The organism is Paraburkholderia tagetis (genome assembly GCF_022213065.1).
Lineage (GTDB): Bacteria > Pseudomonadota > Gammaproteobacteria > Burkholderiales > Burkholderiaceae > Paraburkholderia > Paraburkholderia tagetis.
Genome location: NZ_JAKLJA010000043.1, coordinates 12,273 through 35,146 on the forward strand (window position 1 = coordinate 12,273; position 22,874 = coordinate 35,146).

Genomic DNA, 22,874 nt, shown 5'->3' on the forward strand with positions numbered 1-22,874 from the left:
TTGCTCGTCGCAATTGCTACGTTGATCCGCTTTTTGCCAAACGACTATTGACCGTGGGATGCACGTCCTCGCTTCTTTCTTCCCGTAAGCCCCGGTACAGGGGCGTGGGGCTACTGGAGCGCGGGCGGGCACGCGTCTTGCGCCGGGCGACCCGCAGTCCGTCCGCGAGTTTGCCGCCATCCCTTCCATGCGGAACCGATCGACGCTATGCAGTCTCGAGGAGATAAAAGATGTCCCGATTCCAAACCCTGCAGGCCTGTGCGCTCCTGTTCGCGGCAGCCGCCTGTTCCAGCGCCTATGCGGCGGATCCCGCCGAGTGCAAGGCAGTGCGCTTCGCCGATGTAGGCTGGACCGATATCGCGGCGACCACGGGTGTCGCATCCACGATACTCGCCGGGCTCGGCTACGAGCCCACCAAGACCATCGCTTCGGTGCCGATCACATTTGCGGGCCTGAAGAGCAAGCAGATCGACGTGTTCCTCGGCTACTGGTCGCCGACGATGGACCCGATGATCGAGCCGTTCACGAAAGCGGGCTCGATCAAGGTGTTGCCGACGCCGAACCTCATCGGCGCCAAATACACGCTCGCCGTGCCCGACTATGTGTATCAGGGTGGCCTGCACTCGTTCCAGGACATCGCGAAGTTCGCGGACAAATTGCAGGGCCGGATTTACGGCATCGAACCCGGCAACGACGGCAACCAGCTGATTCAGAAGATGATCACCTCGAATCAGTATGGTCTCGGCAAGTTCAAGCTCGTGGAGTCGAGCGAGGCCGGCATGCTCGTGCAGGTGAACCGGGCCGTGCGCGAAAAGCAGTGGATCGTGTTCCTCGGCTGGGAGCCGCATCCGATGAACGTGCAGATGAAGATCGATTACCTCGCGGGTGGCGACGACGTGTTCGGTCCTGATTACGGCGCGGCGAAGGTTCTCACCGCCGAACCGCCCGATTACGGCACGCGCTGCCCGAACGTCGCGAAGTTCGTCTCCAACCTGCAGTTCACGACCGCCATCGAGAACCATTTGATGGTGCCCATCGCGGCCAAGGAAGACCCGAACAAGGCCGCCGCCGACTGGCTCAAGGCCAATCCGCAGATGCTCGACAAGTGGCTCGCCGGCGTGACGACCCTCGACGGCAAGCCGGGTGTGCCCGCCGTGCGCGCGTATCTGGGCACGCACTGACCCTTCTTGAATGCAAGAAGCGCCCGCCGTTCGCACCCTCTTGCGAACGGCCGGGGCGCACAGGGCGCCTGGGGCTAGCGGTGCGTATGCACGGTGCTCCTGGCGATCCCTGAACGCCCCAATTGGCGCGGCAATTTTGTTCGATTAGCGTTACCCCTCAGGAGGAATTGGATGGAGCAGGCTGGAATACGTACGCGGGGTGCCGATGAGGTCGGCGCCCGAGGCGACCATGGCCATGCGTTGCAGCGTGGCCTTACCTGGAAAGACGCATTTTGGGTCACGAGCGGCGTACCGGCAGGTGTGCTTTTCACGATCGGCGGTGTATGCGCAACCATAGGCCAGCCGGCGTGGGCTATCTGGATCGCATCGATCACGATGGGTCTCGTGCAAAGCGCCACTTATGCCGAGATTTCCGGCCTTTTTCCGCACAAATCCGGTGGTGCGTCGGTCTATGGCGCGATCGGCTGGGTGCGCTACAGCAAGATGATTGCGCCGGTCTCGGTGTGGTGCAACTGGCTCGCCTGGTCGCCCATGCTCGCGCTGGGTTGCGGCCTCGCCGCGAATTACGCGCTCGCCACGCTGTTTGCTCCCGATGCGGCCATTCTGCAATGGCACTGGACGCTCGCGAACCTGGACTTCATCAAGCCCGGCCTCACGCTGCGGATCAATTCCACCTTCGCGATTGCAGCGGCATTCCTGCTGATCACGTTCCGGCTTCAGCATAGCGGCGCATCGAAGGCCGCCAAAACGCAGAAGATTCTTGGCATTGCCTCGCTCACGCCGCTGCTGATCGTCGGGCTTGCGCCGTTCGTCACCGGCGATGTGCCCGCGAAACATCTGTTTCCGCTGCTGCCGCTCGGCCATGACGCGCAAGGCAATTTGACCGCCTCGGTCTTTGGCGCATGGAACGGCCAGGGCGTGGTGATGGCGCTGGGCGCCATGTTCATGGCTGGCTGGGCTTCGTATGGCTTCGAGACCGCCGTCTGCTATACGCGCGAATTCCGCGATCCGCGCCGCGATACCGCGCGCGCGATCTTCTGGTCGGGCGCGCTGTGCCTCGTCGTGATGACGCTCGTGCCGCTCGCCTTCCAGGGCTCGCTCGGCATGCAGGCGATGCTCGATCCGCGCATCGGCGACGGCACCGGCGTGGGCACGGCGATGGCGTCCATCGTGGGCGGCGGCGCATGGGTCGGCAATGCCGTGGTCGTGATGCTGATGCTCTCGATTCTGCTGATCGTGATGACTTCGATGATGGGGTCTTCGCGCACGCTCTATCAGGCTTCGGTGGACGGCTGGCTGCCGCGCTACCTCTCGCGTGTGAACGAGCACGGCGCGCCTACGGCGGCCATGTGGACCGATCTGGGCTTTAACCTCGTGCTGCTCGCGATGTCCGACTACATGACGGTGCTCTCCATCTCGAACGTCTGCTACATGCTGTTTGTGTTTCTCAATCTGCAGTCGGGCTGGATTCATCGCATGGATCGTCCGTCATGGGATCGCCCGTTCCGCTGCCCGACGTGGCTGCTGGCGCTCGGCGCACTGTGCGGTTATGCGAATCTCGTGTTCGTTGGCGCGGGTGCGAATCTGCAAGGCGCGAATACGCTGCGCGATGGCTTGATTGCGATGCTGCTGATCGTGCCGGTGTTTGCTTATCGCCATTACTGGCAGGATCGTGGGCGCTTTCCCGCAGGCAGTGCGCTCGATATGGAAGTGAAGATTCCCATGCGCAGCAAGTGGCGCGATATGTTGCCTTATGCCGCGTTGATTGCGGCCGCGCTGACGATTGCGATTTCGTATCGGTTGGCTTCGGCGGTTTAATGGGGCGGTTTTAATTCTGCTGTTGGTTTCTTCACGGCGTCACGTTGGCATTCGGAGTTCGGGTGCTGCGTGGCGCTGTTTTGTTTTGGGCGGTTTTTCGCGTTTTTTCGCGTTTTTTCGCGTTTCCTTGTGTTCGTGGTGGTCTATTAGCGTTGCCCCTGTGCGGGGCAAAAGAAAGCCGCTCACACCGCTAGTGTGACGCCGTCCACCACTTGCCTTTAATCGGAGCGGTTCCGGAGCGTCTGTCACCACGCGCCGTTTTTCGGAGTGACAAAGGGCTCATACCTCCGGCAGCGCTGCGCGCGCCGTGAGGCATAACAAGTACCCCGATCGGTGCGCTCCTCTTCGCATGGGCACCACCACCTCCGCAGTATCCCGTCTGGAATCGTCGCTCGCGAGCGAAAAACATTCTCCATCTCTGGCGACGCTGCGCAAGTACGCAGCGGCATGCGGAAAATCCCTGAGAATTTCACTCGTGTAAACACAAGCGGGCCGGAGTCGTCGCGCTTTGCGCTTCGATTCCGGCCCGCTACGATATCCGATTATTCAGGTATCCGATTTATCAGGGAGATCACGACATTGCGTGCGCCTTGCGTCGTTCTCCGCTCGGCGCCGCCTTCATTCCCGTCGTTCCCGCCGGGCGCAGCGGCAAGTCACCGCCGCGTGCCGGTGCGCCATCCGCCACGTAATACGGCGCCGTCGAGCGCGCGAGCGGTTTACGGCCGCGAATGCGGTCGGCGATCTTCTCGGCGAGCATGATCGTCGGGGCGTTGAGGTTGCCAGTGGTGATGCGCGGCATGATCGATGCATCCACCACGCGCAGGCCGTCGAGTCCATGCACGCGGCCTTCCTCGTCCACTACCGCCATGTCGTCGTAGCCCATCGCGCACGAGCACGACGGGTGGAACGCCGTCTCGGCGCGGTTGCGCACGAAGGCGTCGATCTGCGAGTCGGTCTTGAGGTCCGCGCCCGGGTTCAGCTCGCGGCCACGGTAACGGTTCAGCGCCGGCTGTGCAATGATCTCGCGCGTGATGCGGATGGCGTCGCGGAACTCGCGCCAGTCGAGCGCTTCGGACATGTAGTTGAAGAGAATCGACGGATGCTGGCGCGGGTCGCGCGAGCGCAGTTTCACACGGCCGCGGCTAGGCGAGCGCATCGAGCCGACGTGCGCCTGGAAGCCGTGCATCTTGATCGCATTGCTGCCGTTGTAATTGATCGCAACGGGCAGGAAGTGATACTGGATGTTGGGCCACGGGTCGTCGTCGCGCGTGCGAATGAAGCCGCCCGCCTCGAAATGGTTGCTCGCGCCCATGCCGGTGCCGCGCAGCATCCATTCGAGCCCGATGGCGGGCTGATTGCGCTTGAGCAGTGCGGGGTAGAGCGAAACGGGCTCCTTGCACTCGTACTGCATGTACATCTCCAGGTGGTCCTGAAGATTTTGCCCCACGCCCGGCAAATCGAGCACGACCGGAATATCGAGTTCGCGCAGCCACGCGCCGGGACCCACGCCCGAGCGTTGCAGCAGTTGCGGCGAGGCGATCGCGCCCGCGCACACCAGCACTTCGCGGCGCGCGTAGCGCGTGACCTGTGCGCCGCCGTCGAGAAAGACCACGCCGTTTGCGCGCTTGCCGCTGAACAGAATCCGGTCGGTGGTCGCATGCGTGACGATTTCGAGGTTGGGTCGCTGCTTCGCCTGGTCCAGGTAGCCGCGCGCGGTGCTCGCGCGCCGGCCCTTGGCCGTCACCGTGCGGTCCATCGGCCCGAAGCCTTCCTGGCGGTAGCCGTTGAGGTCGTCGGTGCGCGGGTAGCCCGCCTGCACGCCGGCCTCGACCATCGCTTCGAACAGGGGGTTCACGCCGGGCTTGCTGGTCGTCACGTGCACGGGGCCTTCGCCGCCGTGATAATCGTTCGCGCCCACGTCGCGCGTTTCCGCCTTGCGGAAGTAGGGCAGGCAATCCAGATAGCTCCAGTTTTCCAGCCCTTTGCGCTCGGCCCAGCCGTCATAGTCGAGCGCGTTGCCGCGGATATAGCACATGCCGTTGATGAGCGAAGAGCCGCCCAGTCCCTTGCCGCGCCCGCACTCCATGCGCCGGTTGTCCATGAACGGCTCGGGGTCGGTCTCGTAGGCCCAGTTATAGCGGCGCCCTTGCAACGGGTACGCGAGCGCTGCCGGCATCTGCGTGCGGAAGTCGAAGCGGTAGTCGGGGCCGCCCGCTTCCAGCAGCAGGACCGTGACGTCGCGGTCCTCGGTGAGCCGCGTGGCGAGCACATTGCCCGCCGATCCCGCGCCGATGATGATGTAGTCGTACTCTTGCGCTGCCATGCCGTCTCCCTCCAATTCCCTCGAATTCGCTCAGAAAGCGGGCCGATACGGTCCCAGTTCGACCTGAACGGATTTGATGCGCGTGTAGTGCTCGAGCGTCGTGATGCCGTTCTCGCGTCCCACGCCCGATTGCTTGTAGCCGCCCACGGGCATTTCGGCGGGCGATTCGCCCCAGGTGTTGATCCAGCAGATGCCCGCTTCGAGACGGTGAATCGCACGATGCGCGCGCGACAGGTTCTCGGTGACGACACCCGCGGCGAGGCCATAGACCGTGTCGTTCGCACGCGCGATGACTTCGGATTCCTCCGCAAACGAAAGAATGCTCATGACCGGGCCGAAGATTTCCTCGCGCACGATCTTCATGTCGTCGCGGCAGCCCGAGAACACGGTGGGCTGCACGTACTGGCCGCGCGCGAATTCACCTTCCACCACGCGTGCGCCGCCCGCGACGAGGCGCGCGCCTTCGCGCTTGCCGCTTTCGATAAAGCCGAGCACCTTCTCGAGTTGCGCCGCGCTGGCGAGCGGGCCGAAGTTGGTGTTGGGGTCGCCGGGATGACCGAGGCGAATGCGCGCCACGCGTTCGAGCACGCGCGCTTCGAATGCCGGCAGCACGGATTCGTGCACGAATACGCGCGTGCCGTTGGTGCAGACCTGGCCCGAGCTGAAGAAGTTGGCGGTGACCGCAATGTCGGCGGCGCGATCGAGATCGGCGTCTTCGAATACGATGAGCGGCGACTTGCCGCCCAGTTCCATCGTCACTTCCTTCAGCGACGAGCCGCCTGCCGCGGCCATGACTTTCTTGCCCGTTTCCACGCCGCCCGTGAACGAGATCTTCTCGATGCCGGGATGCGTGCTGAGCATCGCGCCCACGCGCGCGTCGCCTTGCACCACGTTGAATACGCCCGGCGGCACGCCGGCTTCCAGATAAATTTCGGCGAGCTTCGAGGCGGACAGCGGCGTGACTTCGCTCGGCTTGAAGATCATCGCGTTGCCGGCGGCCAGCGCGGGCGCCGATTTCCAGCACGCGATCTGAATGGGGTAATTCCACGCGCCAATGCCGGCCGTCACGCCCAGCGGCTCGCGGCGCGTATAGACGAACGAATCGGTGCGCAACGGAATCTGCTGGCCTTCGATGGCGGTGGCGAGGCCGGCGTAATACTCGATCACGTCGGCGCCCGTGACGATGTCCACGGCGCTCGTTTCCGCAATCGGCTTGCCGGTGTCGCGCGTTTCCAGCGCGGCCAGTTCGTCGTTGCGCGCGCGCAGCAGTTCGACTGCGCGGCGCAGGATGCGCGAGCGCTCCATGGCCGTCATGGCGGCCCACACGCGCTGGCCGGCGCGCGCGGATTGCACGGCGCGCTCGATGTCGGCGGCGCTGGCCTGCTGCACCGTCGCGAGCGTTTCGCCCGTGGCGGGGTCGCGCGTTTCGAAGGTCTCGCCACTGGTGGCGTCGGTGAATGCGCCGTCAATGAAGAGGCGTTCGAGCGGATAGACAGACATGGTGGATGACTCCGGGGCTAGGCGGATTTGCGCGAGCGCGCTTTGGCGCGCGTCTCGAGCATCAGATCGATGTATTCGTTGGCGACCCGCAGGGCTTCCTTGGTGTCGAACGGTTCGCCGGTGAGGGTGCCGCGCAGCCACAAGCCGTCGATCATCGCGGCAAGGCCGGTGGCGGCGCGCCGCGATGCAACGCGCGGCAAGACCTTCTCGAACTCCGCGCACAGGTTCGAATAGAGCCGGCGCGTGTTCACGCGTTGCAGGCGGCGCAGCGCGGGCTGATGCATGCTCTCGGCCCAGAACGCGAGCCAGGTCTTCATCACCGGCGTGTTCACCTGCGACACGTCGAAATTCGCGGCCACGATGGCGCGCAAGCGCGCGCGCGGCTCGTCTTTCGCCGCCGTGCGGCGGCGCATGGTGGCCTCCCAGAGATCGTGCAGGATATGGCGCATGGTGGCCTCGAGCAGGCCATCCTTGCCGCCGAAATAGTGACTGACGATCCCGGTGGAGATATTTGCGTGCTGCGCGACCGTGGCAAGCGTCGTGCCGGAAAGTCCGGACTGGTCGATCGATTGCAGGGTCGCATCAATGAGCTGCGCGCGACGGACGTCGCGCATTCCGATCTTGGGCATGGCGATTTAAGGCAGCGCTGGGAAGGTACTTACTCTAGTCGCTTTTTATTGAACGATCAATCAATAAAAACGCAGTAATGGCGGGCGTCGGATTTCATCAAGTACCTGTCGCGTAAGCGCAAGTCGTGCGAAATCTGGATTTGTACGTTCTGGTGATCCGCATAAAACGTGCCGCGCGCAGCACGAATTCGCACGCGCTTTGCACGTCTTTTATGCGGACCTTCAACCGTACCAAAAGACAAGAGAGACCTGCACCATGAAGAAAGTGAAAGCGACGGCACTGACTGGCATCGCGCTTGCCTTGGCCACGTTGTCCACGCAGAGCGAGGCTCAGAGCAGCGTGACGCTGTACGGGATCATCGACGGAGGCGTCACCTACGTCTCCAATGCGGGCGGCTCGCACCAGGTGAAGTTCGACGATGGTGTTTCGTATGGCAACCGCTGGGGCGTGAAGGGCACCGAAGACCTGGGCGGCGGGCTCAAGGCCATCTTCACGCTGGAAAGCGGCTTTCACGTGGGCAATGGGCAACTCACGAACGGCGGCTCGCTGTTCGGGCGCCAGGCATACGTAGGTCTGCAAAGCGATTGGGGCACGCTCACCTTCGGCAACCAGATCGACATGACGCAGGAGATGGTCTACACGTACAACGTCAGCGCATGGGCGAGCGGCTACGCCATCAACCAGGGCGACTTCGACCGCATGAACGGCGACCATCTGCAGAACGCCGTGAAGTTCATGTCGAACACCTATGGCGGCTTCCAGTTCGGCGGCATGTACTCGTTCAGCAATACCCCGGGCCAATTCCATACGGGCAGTGCATGGAGCGTGGGTGCGCAGTATCAGAACGGCGCGTTCTCGATGGGCACGGCGTACACGCAGTTGAACAATCCGTCGGGCATCTATGCGTTCGACCCCTACGCGATGATCGGCGCGCGCACGTTCTTCGGCAGGCCCACGGTGAGCGTCGATCCGGCCTCGGGCGCGATCACGGACCTCTATGCGAATACGGCATTTCCGGTGGACAAGCAGGGGGCGTTCGGCGTGGGCGCGAGCTACGTGATGGGTCCCGTTACGTTGATGGGCGACTTCACCTACACGCAGATCAAGGCATTCGGGCAGAGCGAGCACATGCAGGTGGCCGAGGGCGGCGCGGACTGGCAGATCACGCCCGCAGCGAGCCTGATCGGCGGCTACCAGTACACGCACTTCGACGGCCACCACTGGAATATGCTTTCGGCAGGCTTTCATTACCTGCTTTCGAAGAGCACGGATGTCTACATCTCGGGCGACTGGCTCAAGGCTTCGCAGGGCGTGGACGCTGTGATCGGCTATAGCTTCACGCCGTCGTCGACCACGACCCAGGCCGACGTGCGCATCGGCATGCGGCATTCGTTCTAAGCGCGTCTGGAAGCGCCACACGGGTAAAGGGACGCCTATAAGCGCTTCTGCATGCGTGTGAATTTCCGCGGCGCGCTCGCGTTGCGGCGCAGCAATCGTTCTGAAGCATCGGCGGGTGGCGGCTCAGGCGGCCCCCGCCGATTTGTGTTTTTGCGCCGCGAATCATCGCCAAAACGCATTTCCAATCCGCCCGAAAGCCCCGCTGGCGGGGGCATCCAACGGCAATGGCGTTTTTGTTCTATCTGATGCACCGGCCTCTTTGATTTACTTGCGTCTAACGTCAGTAGAGCAGTTTCAAACCATTCCAACCCAATCCACGCCACGCCAGGCGTGAACCAGGTTTAACCAGGTATATCCAGGTGAGGGAAGTCAGATGAACGTCAGCGTCTTCGACCTGTTCAAGATCGGGATCGGCCCATCGAGCTCGCATACGGTCGGCCCGATGGTCGCCGCATGCCGCTTCGTGTCCCATATCGAGGACGCCAATCTGCTCGCCTTCGTGCGCCGCGTGAAGGTCGAGCTCTATGGCTCGCTCGGCGCGACGGGCAAGGGCCACGGCACCGACAAGGCCGTGCTGCTCGGTCTCGAAGGCAACCTGCCCGATACGATCGATCCGGACCGCATCGCACCGCGCCTTGCCGCCATTCGTGCGGAGAAGACGCTCGTGCTGCTCGGCAAGCAGTCGGTCCGCTTCGACGAGAAGGAATGCATCGGCTTTTATCGCAAGACGATGGGCGGCGCAAACACGCTGCATTCCAACGGCATGCGTTTTCAGGCCTTCGACGAGAACGGTCAGTTGCTGGTCGAGAAAGAGTATTACTCGGTGGGCGGCGGCTTCGTCGTGAACCGTGAGGGCGATCGTGTGAACGGCGTGCGCAGCGGCCACGAGGTGCCGTATCCGTTCCGCACCGGCGACGACTTGCTGCGCGTGTGCAGCGAGAGCGGCCTCTCGATCGCCGAAGTGACGTTCGCCAACGAATGTGTGTCGCGCACGCCCGACGAAGTACGCGAAGGATTGCTTGGCATCTGGAAGACGATGGCAGCCTGCGTGGAGCGCGGCTGCAAGATGCATGGCGAGCTGCCCGGCCCGATGGGCGTGAAGCGCCGCGCCGCCGATCTGTATGTGCATCTGCGCTCGCGCACCGAGGAGTCGCTGCGCGATCCGCTGTCGATGCTCGACTGGGTGAACCTCTACGCGATGGCCGTGAACGAGGAAAACGCCGCAGGCGGCCGTGTCGTCACGGCGCCCACCAACGGCGCAGCCGGCGTGATTCCCGCAGTGCTTCACTACTACGTGAAGTTCGTGCCGGGCGCCAACGAGAAGGGGATTATCGACTTCCTGCTCACGGCGGCGGCCATCGGCATCATCTACAAGGAAACCGCCTCGATCTCCGGTGCCGAAGTGGGCTGCCAGGGCGAAGTGGGCGTGGCGTGCTCGATGGCGGCGGCAGCACTTGCGGCCGTGATGGGCGGCACGCCCACGCAGGTGGAAAACGCCGCCGAGATCGGCATGGAGCACAACCTGGGCATGACCTGCGATCCGGTGGGCGGCCTCGTGCAGATTCCGTGCATCGAGCGCAACGCCATGGGCGCGATCAAGGCGCTCAACGCCTCGCGCATGGCGCTCAAGGGCGATGGCCAGCACTACGTCACGCTCGACAACGTCATCAAGACGATGCGCGAGACCGGTGCCGATATGAAAACGAAATACAAGGAGACGTCGCGCGGCGGTTTGGCCGTGAACGTCATCGAATGCTAATGGTAACGAGCAAGGCAACGAGCAAGGGGTCCGCAAGATGAGCCGCTATTCGATATTCAGTCTGTTCCGCAACGGGTTGTCGTATCACGAGAACTGGGAGCGACAGTGGAGGAGCCCTGAGCCCAAGAAGGAGTACGACGTCGTGATCGTCGGCGGCGGCGGGCATGGTCTCGCGACCGCATACTACCTCGCGAAAGAGCACGGCGTGAAGAACGTCGCGATTCTGGAGAAGGGCTGGATCGGCGGCGGCAACACGGCGCGCAACACGACCATCGTGCGCTCGAACTATCTGTGGGACGAGTCGGCGGCGCTCTACGAGAAGGCGATGAAGCTCTGGGAAGGGCTCTCGCAGGACCTCAACTACAACGTGATGTTCAGCCAGCGCGGCGTGATGAATCTCGCGCACACGCTGCAAGACGTGCGCGACACCGAGCGCCGCGTGAACGCGAACCGCCTGAACGGCGTGGACGCCGAGTTCCTCACGCCCGAGCAGATCAAGGAGATCGAACCCACGATCAACCTGAACAGCCGCTATCCGGTGCTGGGCGCATCCATTCAGCGCCGCGCCGGCGTGGCGCGCCACGACGCGGTGGCCTGGGGCTTCGCGCGCGGCGCGGACCGCCACGGCGTGGACATCATTCAGAATTGCCAGGTAACGGGCATTCGCCGCGACGGCGGCCGCGTGACCGGCGTGGACACGGTGAAGGGCTTCATCAAGGCGAAGAAGGTGGCCGTGGTTGCCGCAGGCAACACCACGACGCTCGCCGACATGGCCGGCATCCGCCTGCCGATCGAAAGCCATCCGCTTCAGGCGCTGGTTTCCGAGCCCATCAAGCCGGTGGTCAACTCGGTCATCATGTCGAACGCGGTGCACGCGTATATCAGCCAGTCCGACAAGGGCGACCTCGTGATCGGCGCGGGCGTCGACCAGTACACGGGTTTCGGCCAGCGCGGCAGCTATCACATCATCGAAGGCACGTTGCAGGCCATCGTCGAAATGTTCCCGGTGTTCTCGCGCGTGCGCATGAACCGCCAGTGGGGCGGCATTGTCGACGTCTCGCCCGATGCGTGCCCGATCATCAGCAAGACCGACGTGAAAGGCCTCTACTTCAACTGCGGCTGGGGCACCGGCGGCTTCAAGGCGACGCCGGGCTCGGGCTGGACCTTCGCGCACACCATCGCGAACGACGAACCGCACCCGATCAACGCGCCGTTCGCACTGGACCGTTTCTACAACGGCCATCTGATCGACGAACACGGCGCGGCTGCCGTGGCGCACTGAATACGCACCGTACAGAGGAGAACACCACATGTTGCTGATCGAATGCCCATGGTGCGGGCCGCGCGCCGAACTCGAATTCACCTGCGGAGGCGAAGCGGACATCGCGCGCCCGCTCGACACCGACGCGCTGAGCGACCGGGAATGGGGCGAATACCTCTTCATGCGCGATAACCCGCGTGGGGTGCACAAGGAGCAGTGGCTGCACACGCAGGGCTGCCGCCGCTGGTTCATGGTGACGCGCGACACCGTCAGCTATGAAATTCAGGGTTACGAAACGTTTGGCAAAGCCAACTCGGCCGTGAACGCACAGGCGAAAGTACACAACGGCACAAAACAAGGTGCAACGCAGGGCACGCAAGGGAGCAAGCAGCGATGAGCCAGAAGAACCGTCTCGGCGCCGGCGGGCGCATCAATCGCGCGATTCCGCTGACTTTCACGTTCAACGGGCGCGCGTATCAGGGCTATCAGGGTGACACGCTCGCATCGGCGCTGCTCGCCAACGACGTGCATTTCGTTGCACGCAGCTTCAAGTACCACCGTCCGCGCGGCATCGTGACGGCCGACGTGGCCGAGCCGAATGCCGTGGTGCAACTCGAGCGCGGCGCGTACACCGTGCCGAACGCGCGCTCCACGGAAATCGAGCTGTATCAGGGGCTCGTGGCGACCAGCGTGAACGCGGAGCCGAGCCTCGAGCACGACCGCATGGCGATCAACCAGAAGTTCTCGCGCTTCCTGCCGGCGGGCTTCTACTACAAGACCTTCATGTGGCCGCGTAAATTCTGGCCGAAGTACGAAGAGAAGATTCGCGAAGCCGCGGGCCTGGGCAAGGCGCCCGAAGTGCGCGACGGCGACCGTTACGACAAGTGCTTCGCGCATTGCGACGTGCTGGTGGTCGGCGGCGGCCCCACGGGCCTGCTGGCCGCGCATACGGCGGGCCGCGCCGGTGCACGCGTGATTCTCGTCGACGATCAGCGCGAACTGGGCGGTAGCCTGCTGTCGTGCAAGACGGAGATCGACGGTCGCCCGGCGATTCAATGGGTCGAAAAGATCGAGGCGGAACTCGCGGCCATGCCGGACGTGAAGATCCTCTCGCGCAGCACGGCCTTCGGCTATCAGGATCACAATCTCGTGACCGTCACGCAGCGCCTGACCGAGCATCTGGCGGTCTCGACGCGCAAGGGCACGCGCGAACTGCTCTGGAAAATCCGCGCAAAGCGCGTGATTCTCGCGACCGGCGCGCACGAGCGGCCGATCGTGTTCGGCAATAACGATCTGCCGGGCGTCATGATGGCGTCGGCGGTGTCGACCTATATTCACCGCTATGGCGTGCTGCCGGGCCGCAAGGCCGTGGTGTTCGCGAACAACGACGCGGGCTATCGCTGCGCGCTCGACCTGAAGGCATGCGGCGCGGAAGTGACGGTGGTCGATTCGCGTGCGCAGGGCAAGGGCGCATTGCAGGACGCCGCGCGCCGCCAGGGCGTGAAGATCATGAACAACGCCGCCATCATGGCCGCGCACGGCAAGCTGCGCGTGAGCTCGGTCGAGGTGGTCGCGTATTCGAACGGCCAGACGGGCGCGAAGCAGGCGGACCTGCCGTGCGATCTGGTGGCGATGTCGGGCGGCTTCAGCCCCGTGCTGCACCTGTTCGCGCAGTCGGGCGGCAAGGCGCACTGGAACGACGCGAAGGCCTGCTTCACGCCGGGCAAGCGCATGCAGCAGGAAGTGAGCGTGGGCGCGGCGGTGGGCGAATTCAGCCTTGCTCGCGGCCTGACCCAGGCAGTCGATGCAGGTATCGATGCAACGAAGTCGCTTGGTTTCAATGTGACGCGTCCGCAAGTGCCGAAGGCTGCGGAGATCACCGAAACGCCGTTGCAGCCGCTGTGGCTCGTGGGCAGCCGCAAGGCCGCGCCGCGTGGCCCGAAGCAGTTCGTCGATTTCCAGAACGACGTGGCCGCATCGGACATCCTGCTTGCGGCGCGCGAAGGCTTCGAATCGGTCGAGCACGTGAAGCGCTATACCGCGATGGGCTTCGGCACCGACCAGGGCAAGCTCGGCAACATCAACGGCATGGCGATTCTGGCTGACGCGCTTGGCAAGAGCATTCCCGAAACCGGTACGACCACGTTCCGCCCGAACTACACGCCCGTGACGTTCGGCACCATTGCGGGCCGCGAACTGGGCGACTTCCTCGACCCGATCCGCAAGACCTGCATCCACGAGTGGCACGAGGAAAATGGCGCGCTGTTCGAGGACGTGGGCAACTGGAAGCGCCCCTGGTACTACCCGAAGAAAGGCGAGGACATGCACGCGGCGCTCAAGCGCGAGTGCCTCGCGGTGCGCAATAGTGTAGGTATCCTTGACGCTTCGACGCTCGGCAAGATCGACATTCAGGGCCCGGACGCCGCGAAGCTGCTGAACTGGGTCTACACGAATCCGTGGCTCAAGCTCGAAGTGGGCAAGTGCCGCTACGGCCTGATGCTCGACGAGAACGGCATGGTGTTCGACGACGGCGTGACCGTGCGCCTCGGACCGCAGCACTACATGATGACGACCACGACCGGCGGCGCCGCGCGCGTGCTCACGTGGCTCGAGCGCTGGCTGCAGACCGAGTGGCCGGACATGAAGGTGCGCCTGTCTTCCGTGACCGATCACTGGGCGACCTTCGCCGTGGTGGGCCCGAAGAGCCGCAAGGTCCTGCAGAAAGTGTGCAAGGACATCGACTTCGACAACGCCGCGTTCCCGTTCATGTCGTATCGCAACGGCACGGTGGTGGGCGCGAAGTCGCGCGTCATGCGCATCAGCTTCTCGGGCGAGCTGGCCTACGAAGTGAACGTGCCGGCCAACGCGGGCCGCGCCGTGTGGGAAGCGCTGATGGCCGCGGGCGCCGAGTTCAACATCACGCCGTATGGCACGGAAACGATGCACGTGCTGCGTGCGGAGAAGGGCTACATCATCGTGGGCCAGGACACCGACGGCTCGGTCACGCCGTTCGATCTGGGTATGGGCGGGCTCGTTTCGCAGACCAAGGACTTCCTCGGCCGCCGCTCGCTCAAGCGTTCGGACACCGCGAAGGATGGGCGCAAGCAGTTTGTTGGACTGCTAACCGATGACGCGAAGTTCGTGCTGCCCGAAGGCGGACAGATCGTTGCCGTGGATGCGCAGCAGCGCGCGGACGGCACGACGCCGATGCTCGGCCACGTGACGTCGAGCTATTACAGCCCGATTCTCGACCGCTCGATCGCGCTTGCCGTGGTGAAGGGCGGCCAGAACAAGACCGGCGAACACGTCGTGATCTCGCTGGCCGATGGCCGGCGCGTGAAGGCGAAGATCGCCAGCCCGATTTTCTATGACACTGAAGGGGTGCGTCAGCATGTTGAATGAAACGATGGATAAGGCGCCCCTCGCGGAGCGTTCGGCAACGGTGCGGCTCGAATCGCCTTTCGTCGGCGTGGCCGGCTTGCTCAAGGCCCAGGAGGGCCGTGGAACGAAGGGATTCACGATGCGCGAGCTGCCGTTTCGCGATCTCGTGAACGTGCGCGGCGACCTGAGCGATCCGGCCTTCGTGGACGCATTTGCTCAGGTGGTCGGCTGCCAGCCGCCCGCGCAGCCCAACACGGTCGCGCAGGGCAACGGCTACGACGTGCTGTGGCTGGGCCCGGACGAATGGTTCGTGCGCTCGAACGCAGCGGTCCAGGCAGGCGTGCTCGAAGAGAAGCTCGCCCCCGCACTCGGCGAGGCCTACGCGGCCGCCGTGGACGTGGGCAGCGGCTACACGGTGGTGGAGATCGAGGGCGCGCGCACGCGTGAGCTGCTTTCGCGCGGCTGCCCGCTCGATCTGCATCCGAACCTGTTCAAGCCGGGCCAGTGCGCGCAGAGCGTCTTTTTCAAGGCCTCGATCGTGCTGGTTCCCACCGGTGAAGACCGCTTCGAGATCGTCGTGCGCCGCAGCTTCGCCGATTACTTCTGCCGCATCATGCTCGACGCCACCGCGTCGCTCGCGTCATGAAGATCGTCGACGGAACGTTCGATCCGGCGCATATAGCGCTCGATGCGCCCGCTTCGCGCGGGCGCGGCTGGAGCGTGTTCGTCGAAGGCTTGAGCGTGCCCGCGCGCATCGGCATTCACCCGCACGAGCACGGCCAGCCGCAGCCGCTCGTGATCGACGCGCAGCTCGGCTACCGCTCGATGCCGAAAGAAGAGAGCGACTGGATCGACTACGAGAACTATTGCGCGCGCATCGCCGAGTTTCTTGCGAAGAAACCACATACGCGGCTGCTCGAAACACTGGTAGCCGATATCGCGGCGCTCTCGTTTCGCGAGTGGCCCGCGCTGGATACGCTCACGATCGAAGTGCACAAGCCGAAGATCCGGCCTGGCACGCGGCGCATTGGCGTATCGCTCGAATGGACGCGCGCCGATTATTTGCAGTGGAGCGCGACAGGACGTTGGTAGCGTAGTGCGCCGTATCGCATGAAGTCCCCGCCGATGTCGGCGCACGACAAGCGTGCGTCGGCTTTTGTACATCGCGGGGGGCGTGCGGCGGGCTACGCTCCAGATATCGCTGCGTGCGCGGCCTTGCATGCGGACAGCAGCGTCAACTCACCAGGAGACAAGTGATGAGCAGCAATCGAGGCGTGGTATATCAAGGGCCGGGCAAAGTCGAAGTGCAAAAGATCGACTATCCGAAGATGGTCGATCCGACCGGCCGCGCGATCGGTCATGGTGTGATTCTCAAGGTAGTCAGCACGAATATCTGCGGTTCGGACCAGCATATGGTGCGCGGCCGTACCACGGCGCCGGTCGGCCTCGTGCTCGGTCACGAGATCACGGGCGAAGTGGTCGAGATTGGTAAGGATGTCGAAACGCTCAAGCTCGGCGATCTGGTTTCGGTGCCGTTCAACGTCGCGTGCGGCCGTTGCGCGATGTGCCGCGAGCAAAACACGGGCGTGTGCCTGACCGTGAACCCGTCGCGTGCGGGCGGCGCGTATGGCTATGTCGACATGGGCGGCTGGATTGGCGGCCAGGCTGAATACGTGCTGGTGCCGTATGCCGATTTCAATCTGCTGAAGTTCCCGGACAAGGATCAGGCGATGTCGAAGATTCGCGACCTGACCTGCCTCTCCGATATTCTGCCCACCGGCTATCACGGCGCGGTGACGGCGGGCGTGAAGCCGGGCTCGACGGTTTATATCGCGGGCGCGGGCCCCGTGGGCATGGCGGCAGCGGCATCGGCGCGCCTGCTTGGCGCGGCTTGCACGATCGTCGGCGACATGAATGCGGAGCGCCTGGCGCACGCGAAGGCGATGGGCTTCGAAGTGGTGGATCTCTCGAAGGATGCCTCGCTTGGCGAGCAGATCGAGCAGATTCTCGGCAAGCCGGAAATCGATTGTGCGGTTGACTGCGTGGGCTTTGAGGCACACGGGCATGGCACGTCGGGGCACTCGGAAGAGGCGCCTGCTACGGTGCTCAATTCGCTCATGGAGATTACGCGCCCTGCGGGCATGATCGGTATTCCGGGGCTTTATGTGACCGATGATCCGGGTGCGAAGGATGTTGCCGCCCAGATCGGCAGCCTGAGCATTCGATTTGGCCTCGGCTGGGCGAAGTCGCATACGTTCCATACCGGGCAGACGCCGGTGCTCAAGTACAACCGCAATCTGATGCAGGCGATTCTGTTTGATCGGTTGCCGATTGCGAAGATCGTTAATGTTTCCGTTATTTCGCTGGATGATGCGCCTGAAGGCTATAAGAAGTTTGATGGCGGTGCGCCGCGGAAGTTTGTGATCGATCCGCACGGGTTGCTGGCTGCGTAATCTGGATGGCGCTTTGGCGCGTGTTGGTGGGGCTTCGGGGCTTGTTGCGGTTTCTTGTGTTCGCGGTGGCTTTGTCGCGTTTCCTTGTGATCGCAGTGGACCACTCGCCTTTAATCGGAGCGGTTCCGGAGCGTCTGCCACCACGCGCCGTATATCGGAGTGACTAAGGGCTCATACCTCCGGCGGCGCTACGCGCGCCGTGAGGCATAACCCAAAACCAGTGGAGCGCATGCGCATCGATAGGGCGCATGCGTTTTTTTGCTTGTTCAGGCAGTACCCATGGGTTTCCCATGCAGACCCGACCGCCGCGCGCGTAGCGAGCAGCGGGATGAATGAGTCCTTTGTCACTGAGTGGGAATGTGCGGGGTGACGGATGCCCCGGAACCACTTCGATTAAAGGCAAGAGGTGGACGGCGTCACACTGGCGGTTTGAGCCGCTTTCTTTTGCCTACTTTTCTTTGCGGCTGCAAAGAAAAGTAGGTGCCGCCCCGCACAGGGGCAACGCTAGCAGACCACCGCGAATACAAGGAAACGCGAAAGAAGAAAACACCAGAGGCGCCGCAACAAAAAAATCAATGCGTAGAAAGCGACTGCGCAACCATCACAGACGGCGTATCCACCCCAGAAAGCGGCGCGATGCGCTTACGTCGCTCACCCGTAGGCGCATTCCCAAACGCATCCCGATAGCTCTTGCTGAAATGGCAAGCAGACTGAAATCCACACGCCATCGTGATCTGCATAATCGACATGTCGGTTTGCAACAACAATTCCCGCGCCCGCCGCAACCGCAGGGTCAGATAATAATGCGTCGGCGTCATCCCAAGATGCTCATGAAAGAGCCGCTGCAACTGCCGTTGCGACATATTCGCGAGCCGCGCGAGCTCTTCGCGTGAGAGCGGCTCTTCGATATTGTTTTCCATCAGCGCAATCACTTCGAACAGTGACTTGTTCGCCGACCCAAGCCGCGCCACCAATGGCATGCGCTGCTGCGCACTGGTATCGCGCACGTGCTCGACCACGAACTGCTCTGCGATCTGCGTGACGCGCGCGGTGCCCACGCGCGCCGTGATCAGGTTCAGCATCATGTCGAGCGGGGCCACGCCGCCGGTGCAGGTCACGCGGTCGCGGTCGATCACGAAGAGTTCCTTGAGAAAGCGCGTCGACGGAAACTCCTCTTTGAGCGCCGACATGTTCTCCCAGTGGATCGCGCATGCATAGCCCGACAGCAGGCCCGCCTTGGCGAGCGCATACGTGCCGGTGCACAGGCTCCCCAGTGCGATGCCCATGCGCGCGAAGCGGCGCAGCGTGGAAAGATGCTCAGGCGTGGTGACGCGCTGTACGTCCACCCCGCCGCACACGAACACAATGTCGGGCTGGCCCACGCATTCGGCCGGGCCGGTGTCGATGGAGAGGCCGTTGCTCGCCATGACCGGGCCGCCCTCCGGGCTGATGATCGACCACCTGTACAGCGGCTGCCCGCTCAGGTAGTTAGCCATTCGAAGAACTTCGATGGCGTTCGTGAACGCGATCATCGTGAAATTGGGCAGCGGCATGAACGCGAAATGCGCCAGTGACGCTGAACGGGCGGGCAACATGGGGAGACGATTCCTTTCAATCTAACGCCTTGAGCCGGAAGCCCGGGCCAAGCTACTGTAATTCTGGAAGCTGGCATGCCGAGTGTGCCATGCGGCTAAACCCTAATTCAAGCCGAAAAAAAATACGGCTCTCCCGGGTTAAAGCGCGTTCAAAGCGCTTTAAAGGCGGGCGGCCTTAGGTGACCTTGGGGCCATTCCAGTTCGCCATGAATCACGTCTGATGATTGTTGGGATCGGAGCCATTCCACCCAGAGTTGGCGCGATGGTTAGTGCGATGGTTGGCGCGCTGGTTGGCCTGATGGGAAGCGCGCCCCGTTACTTGTGAAAAATGGACGCCGATGGCGGAAAAGGAAAAGAACGCGTCTGAATTCATACATCGGCCGGAAATACGAAAGACAAGAATAGAGCCGTCAACCCTCACCGTCCAGAACAGCGGAAACCCAGGCGGGGCGGGGCCTCTCGCGGTACCGGCCATTCATCTCACATCGTACGGACGCTCTATGTCGAACACTCAAGCTTTCTTTTCGCAGCCGCTAGCCGAGCGCGACTCCGCGGTGCGTAAAAGCATTTTGAAAGAAATCGAGCGGCAGCAGTCGCAGGTGGAAATGATCGCGTCGGAGAACATCGTGTCGCGTGCGGTGCTGGAGGCGCAGGGTTCGGTGCTGACCAACAAATACGCGGAAGGCTATCCCGGCAAGCGCTATTACGGCGGTTGCGAATTCATGGACGATATCGAGTCGCTAGCAATTGAGCGCTTAAAGAAACTCTTTAATGCCAATTTTGCTAACGTCCAGCCGCATTCGGGCGCCCAGGCCAATGGCGCGGTCATGCTGGCACTGGCCAAGCCGGGCGATACGGTGCTCGGCATGTCGCTCGACGCGGGCGGCCACCTCACGCACGGCGCAAAGCCCGCGCTGTCGGGCAAGTGGTTCAACGCGGTGCAGTACGGCGTGAACCGCGAAACGATGCGTATCGATTACGACCAGGTCGAGGAACTCGCGCAGCAGCACAAACCGGGTCTGATCATCGCCGGTTTTTCCGCTTATCCGCGCCAGCTGGACTTCGCGCGCTTCCGTGCGATCGCCGATAGCGTGGGCGCGAAGCTGATGGTCGACATGGCGCATATCGCCGGCGTGATTGCCGCCGGCCGCCATGCGAATCCGGTCGAGCATGCTCACGTGGTCACGTCCACCACGCACAAGACGCTGCGCGGTCCGCGTGGCGGCGTCGTGCTCACCAACGACGAAGAGATCGCCAAGAAGATCAACTCGGCCGTGTTCCCCGGCCTGCAGGGCGGCCCGCTCATGCACGTGATCGCCGGCAAGGCGGTGGCGTTCGGCGAGGCGCTCGACCCGAGCTTCACGACCTATATCGACAGCGTGCTCGCGAACGCGCAGGCGCTGGGCGAAGTGCTGAAGGCGGGCGGCGTCGATCTGGTCACGGGCGGCACGGACAACCATCTGCTGCTCGTGGACCTGCGTCCCAAGGGTCTCAAGGGCGCGCAAGTGGAGCAGGCGCTCGAGCGCGCCGGCATCACCTGCAACAAGAACGGCATCCCGTTCGATACGGAAAAGCCCACGGTCACCTCGGGCATTCGCCTGGGCACGCCGGCCGGCACGACGCGCGGTTTCGGCGTGGCGGAGTTCCGCGACATCGGCCGCCTGATTCTCGAAGTGTTCGATTCGTTGCGCGCGCACCCGGACGGCGATGCCGCCACCGAGCAGCGCGTGCGCCGCGAGATCTTCGCGCTGTGCGCACGCTTCCCGATCTATTGAAAACCCCAAGGGCCCGGCGTACCGGGTCCACTTCCCGACGAATTCGAGCTACATCGACGTCTGACAATACTGGAGTAGAGACACATGAGCACGCTGCATCAGGACAGCATCATCATCGACGGCCTGAACATTTCGAAGTTCGCGCGGCCGGTATTCGAAGACATGCATAAGGGCGGCATCACGGCTGCGAACTGCACCGTGTCGGTGTGGGAGAACTTCACGAAGACGGTCGACAACATCGGCGTGATGAAGAAGCAGATTCGCGAGAACAGCGAACTGCTCACACTGGTGCGCACGACCGAAGACATTTTCCGCGCGAAAAAGGAAGGCAAGACCGGGGTCATCCTGGGCTTCCAGAATGCGCACGCGTTCGAAGACAACCTCGGCTATATCGAAGCGTTCGCCGATATGGGCGTGCGCGTCGTGCAGCTCTGCTACAACACGCAGAACCTGGTCGGCACCGGCTGCTACGAGCGTGACGGCGGGCTGTCGGACTTCGGCCGCGAAGTGATCACCGAGATGAACCGTGTCGGGATCATGGTCGACCTCTCGCATGTCGGCGGCAACACGTCGTCGGAAGCGATCGCGTTTTCGAAGAAGCCGGTGTGCTATTCGCACATCCTGCCGCTGGGCCTGAAAGATCACCCGCGCAACAAGAGCGATGCGCAGATCAAGGAGATCGCCGATGCGGGCGGCTTCGTCGGCGTGACGATGTTCGCACCGTTCCTCAAGCGCGGGATCGAATCGACGATCGAGGACTACATCGAGGCGATCGATTATGTCGTGAACATCGCCGGCGAAGACACGGTCGGGATCGGCACGGACTTCACGCAGGATTACGCGAAAGAGTTCTTCGACATGCTCACGCATGACAAGGGCCGTTATCGCCAACTGACCAACTTCGGCAAGATCGTCAATCCGGAAGGCATTCGCACCATCGGCGAATTCCCGAACCTGACCGCCGCGATGGAGCGTGCCGGCTGGAAGGAGTCGCGTATCCGCAAGATCATGGGCGAGAACTGGGTGCGTGTGTACAAGGACGTCTGGGGCGCATAAGCCGCACGACAGCCGCACGACAGTCGAACGAGCAAGCGCAACAACAAACGCAACAACAAACGCAACAACAAGCGCAACAACAAACGAAGCAAAAAGCGAAATAACGGGACGTGCCCGCGCAAGCCGCGCGGGCACGCGGGCGATGCCGCGCCTGCGCAACGACGCAATCGGCTTTTTTCCCCTCACGGAGTCACTACGATGCAACCGCAACTGCCGATCAACGTCGATCCCGATACCGGCGTCTGGACCACCGACGCGCTGCCGATGCTGTACGTCCCGCGCCATTTCTTCACGAACAATCACGTCGCCGTCGAGGAAGCGCTCGGCGTCGATGCGTATGCGGAGATTCTGTACAAGGCCGGCTACAAGTCCGCGTATCACTGGTGCGACAAGGAAGCGAAGCTGCATGGCCTGACCGGCATGGCGGTGTTCGAGCATTACCTGAAGCGCCTGTCACAGCGCGGCTGGGGTCTGTTCTCGATCGTCGCGGCCGATCCGTCGAGCGCGCGCGCGAAGATAGAGCTGCGCCATTCGTCGTTCGTGCTCCAGCAGCCGGGCAAGGAAGGCAAGCTCTGCTACATGTTCGCGGGCTGGTTCGCCGGCGCGATGGACTGGGTCAACGACACGACGCCGGAAGGCAAGGGCGCGCCGCGCTCGCAATCGAAGGAAGTGCAGTGTGCCGCCGAGGGCCACGATCACTGCGTCTTCGACGTGTCGCCGATCGCCCACTAAAAAAGCACCACA

At 63.1% G+C, this 22,874-nt stretch carries 17 protein-coding genes and 1 pseudogene; 14 read left to right on the plus strand and 4 right to left on the minus strand.

The window, feature by feature from the left end; genetic code table 11:
• Positions 1 to 230: 230 nt before the first annotated feature.
• From L5014_RS31600 to L5014_RS31610, 3 genes and pseudogenes are all read left to right on the plus strand, one after another.
• Entirely contained in the window at positions 231 to 1,181 is a 951-nt protein-coding gene (locus L5014_RS31600) for a choline ABC transporter substrate-binding protein (protein WP_238467728.1), read from the plus strand.
• A 171-nt stretch (positions 1,182 to 1,352) separates the two neighbouring features.
• Positions 1,353 to 2,999 (plus strand): trimethylamine N-oxide permease, encoded by a 1,647-nt coding sequence (locus tag L5014_RS31605; protein WP_238467729.1) that lies wholly within the window; start codon positions 1,353 to 1,355, stop codon positions 2,997 to 2,999.
• Between the two features lie 346 nt (positions 3,000 to 3,345).
• Positions 3,346 to 3,480, plus strand: a pseudogene (locus tag L5014_RS31610) (helix-turn-helix domain-containing protein); the annotation flags it as partial.
• Positions 3,481 to 3,570: 90 nt separating this feature from the next.
• On the opposite strand, the gene betA reads toward L5014_RS31610, so the two are convergent.
• Genes betA through betI form a run of 3 tightly spaced genes read right to left on the minus strand, consistent with a single transcriptional unit; the run spans position 3,571 to position 7,451 of the window.
• Positions 3,571 to 5,322, minus strand: coding sequence for a choline dehydrogenase (gene betA / locus L5014_RS31615; protein WP_238467730.1), 1,752 nt, complete (start codon positions 5,320 to 5,322; stop codon positions 3,571 to 3,573).
• A gap of 30 nt (positions 5,323 to 5,352) precedes the next feature.
• Positions 5,353 to 6,822, minus strand: a complete 1,470-nt coding sequence (betB, locus tag L5014_RS31620; protein WP_238467731.1) for a betaine-aldehyde dehydrogenase — start codon at positions 6,820 to 6,822, stop codon at positions 5,353 to 5,355.
• Between the two features lie 17 nt (positions 6,823 to 6,839).
• A complete protein-coding gene (gene betI, locus L5014_RS31625; RefSeq protein WP_238467732.1) occupies positions 6,840 to 7,451 on the minus strand; it encodes a transcriptional regulator BetI in 612 nt (203 codons plus the stop codon).
• Between the two features lie 256 nt (positions 7,452 to 7,707).
• Here betI and L5014_RS31630 point away from each other — a divergent pair, with 256 nt between their 5' ends.
• The 8 genes from L5014_RS31630 (at position 7,708) to fdhA (ending at position 17,704) form a co-directional block, all read left to right on the plus strand.
• Entirely contained in the window at positions 7,708 to 8,850 is a 1,143-nt protein-coding gene (locus L5014_RS31630; protein ID WP_238467733.1) for a porin, read from the plus strand.
• Positions 8,851 to 9,223: 373 nt separating this feature from the next.
• Positions 9,224 to 10,609 carry an L-serine ammonia-lyase gene (locus L5014_RS31635; RefSeq protein ID WP_238467734.1) on the plus strand — a complete coding sequence of 462 codons (1,386 nt, stop codon included), beginning with the start codon at positions 9,224 to 9,226 and terminating at the stop codon, positions 10,607 to 10,609.
• A 37-nt stretch (positions 10,610 to 10,646) separates the two neighbouring features.
• On the plus strand, positions 10,647 to 11,891 hold the full coding sequence (locus L5014_RS31640; protein WP_238467735.1) for a sarcosine oxidase subunit beta family protein: 1,245 nt from the start codon (positions 10,647 to 10,649) through the stop codon (positions 11,889 to 11,891).
• 28 nt (positions 11,892 to 11,919) lie between these two features.
• Positions 11,920 to 12,267, plus strand: a complete 348-nt coding sequence (locus L5014_RS31645) for a sarcosine oxidase subunit delta (RefSeq protein WP_238467736.1) — start codon at positions 11,920 to 11,922, stop codon at positions 12,265 to 12,267.
• The gene (locus tag L5014_RS31650; protein WP_238467737.1) at positions 12,264 to 15,272 is read left to right on the plus strand and encodes a sarcosine oxidase subunit alpha family protein; all 3,009 of its coding nucleotides are present in this window, start codon (positions 12,264 to 12,266) and stop codon (positions 15,270 to 15,272) included. The genes L5014_RS31645 and L5014_RS31650 overlap by 4 nt, the downstream gene beginning before the upstream one ends.
• Positions 15,262 to 15,897: a sarcosine oxidase subunit gamma gene (locus L5014_RS31655; RefSeq protein WP_238467738.1), complete on the plus strand. Its 636-nt coding sequence runs from the start codon at positions 15,262 to 15,264 to the stop codon at positions 15,895 to 15,897. Before L5014_RS31650 ends, L5014_RS31655 begins: the two co-directional genes overlap by 11 nt.
• Positions 15,894 to 16,343: a dihydroneopterin aldolase gene (locus tag L5014_RS31660; RefSeq protein ID WP_238467739.1), complete on the plus strand. Its 450-nt coding sequence runs from the start codon at positions 15,894 to 15,896 to the stop codon at positions 16,341 to 16,343. Before L5014_RS31655 ends, L5014_RS31660 begins: the two co-directional genes overlap by 4 nt.
• A gap of 164 nt (positions 16,344 to 16,507) precedes the next feature.
• A complete protein-coding gene (gene fdhA / locus L5014_RS31665; RefSeq protein WP_238467740.1) occupies positions 16,508 to 17,704 on the plus strand; it encodes a formaldehyde dehydrogenase, glutathione-independent in 1,197 nt (398 codons plus the stop codon).
• Positions 17,705 to 18,276: 572 nt separating this feature from the next.
• On the opposite strand, the gene L5014_RS31670 is transcribed toward fdhA, so the two are convergent.
• The gene (locus L5014_RS31670) at positions 18,277 to 19,320 is read right to left on the minus strand and encodes a GlxA family transcriptional regulator (protein WP_420800175.1); all 1,044 of its coding nucleotides are present in this window, start codon (positions 19,318 to 19,320) and stop codon (positions 18,277 to 18,279) included.
• A gap of 479 nt (positions 19,321 to 19,799) precedes the next feature.
• On the opposite strand from L5014_RS31670, the gene L5014_RS31675 reads away from it, so the two are divergent.
• The 3 genes from L5014_RS31675 to L5014_RS31685 all read left to right on the plus strand — a co-directional run bounded on the left by L5014_RS31675 (position 19,800) and on the right by L5014_RS31685 (position 22,862).
• Entirely contained in the window at positions 19,800 to 21,074 is a 1,275-nt protein-coding gene (locus L5014_RS31675) for a serine hydroxymethyltransferase (protein WP_238467742.1), read from the plus strand.
• Positions 21,075 to 21,158: 84 nt separating this feature from the next.
• Positions 21,159 to 22,130, plus strand: a complete 972-nt coding sequence (locus L5014_RS31680; RefSeq protein WP_238467743.1) for a dipeptidase — start codon at positions 21,159 to 21,161, stop codon at positions 22,128 to 22,130.
• 198 nt (positions 22,131 to 22,328) lie between these two features.
• Positions 22,329 to 22,862 carry a DUF5943 domain-containing protein gene (locus L5014_RS31685; RefSeq protein ID WP_238467744.1) on the plus strand — a complete coding sequence of 178 codons (534 nt, stop codon included), beginning with the start codon at positions 22,329 to 22,331 and terminating at the stop codon, positions 22,860 to 22,862.
• Positions 22,863 to 22,874: the final 12 nt, after the last annotated feature.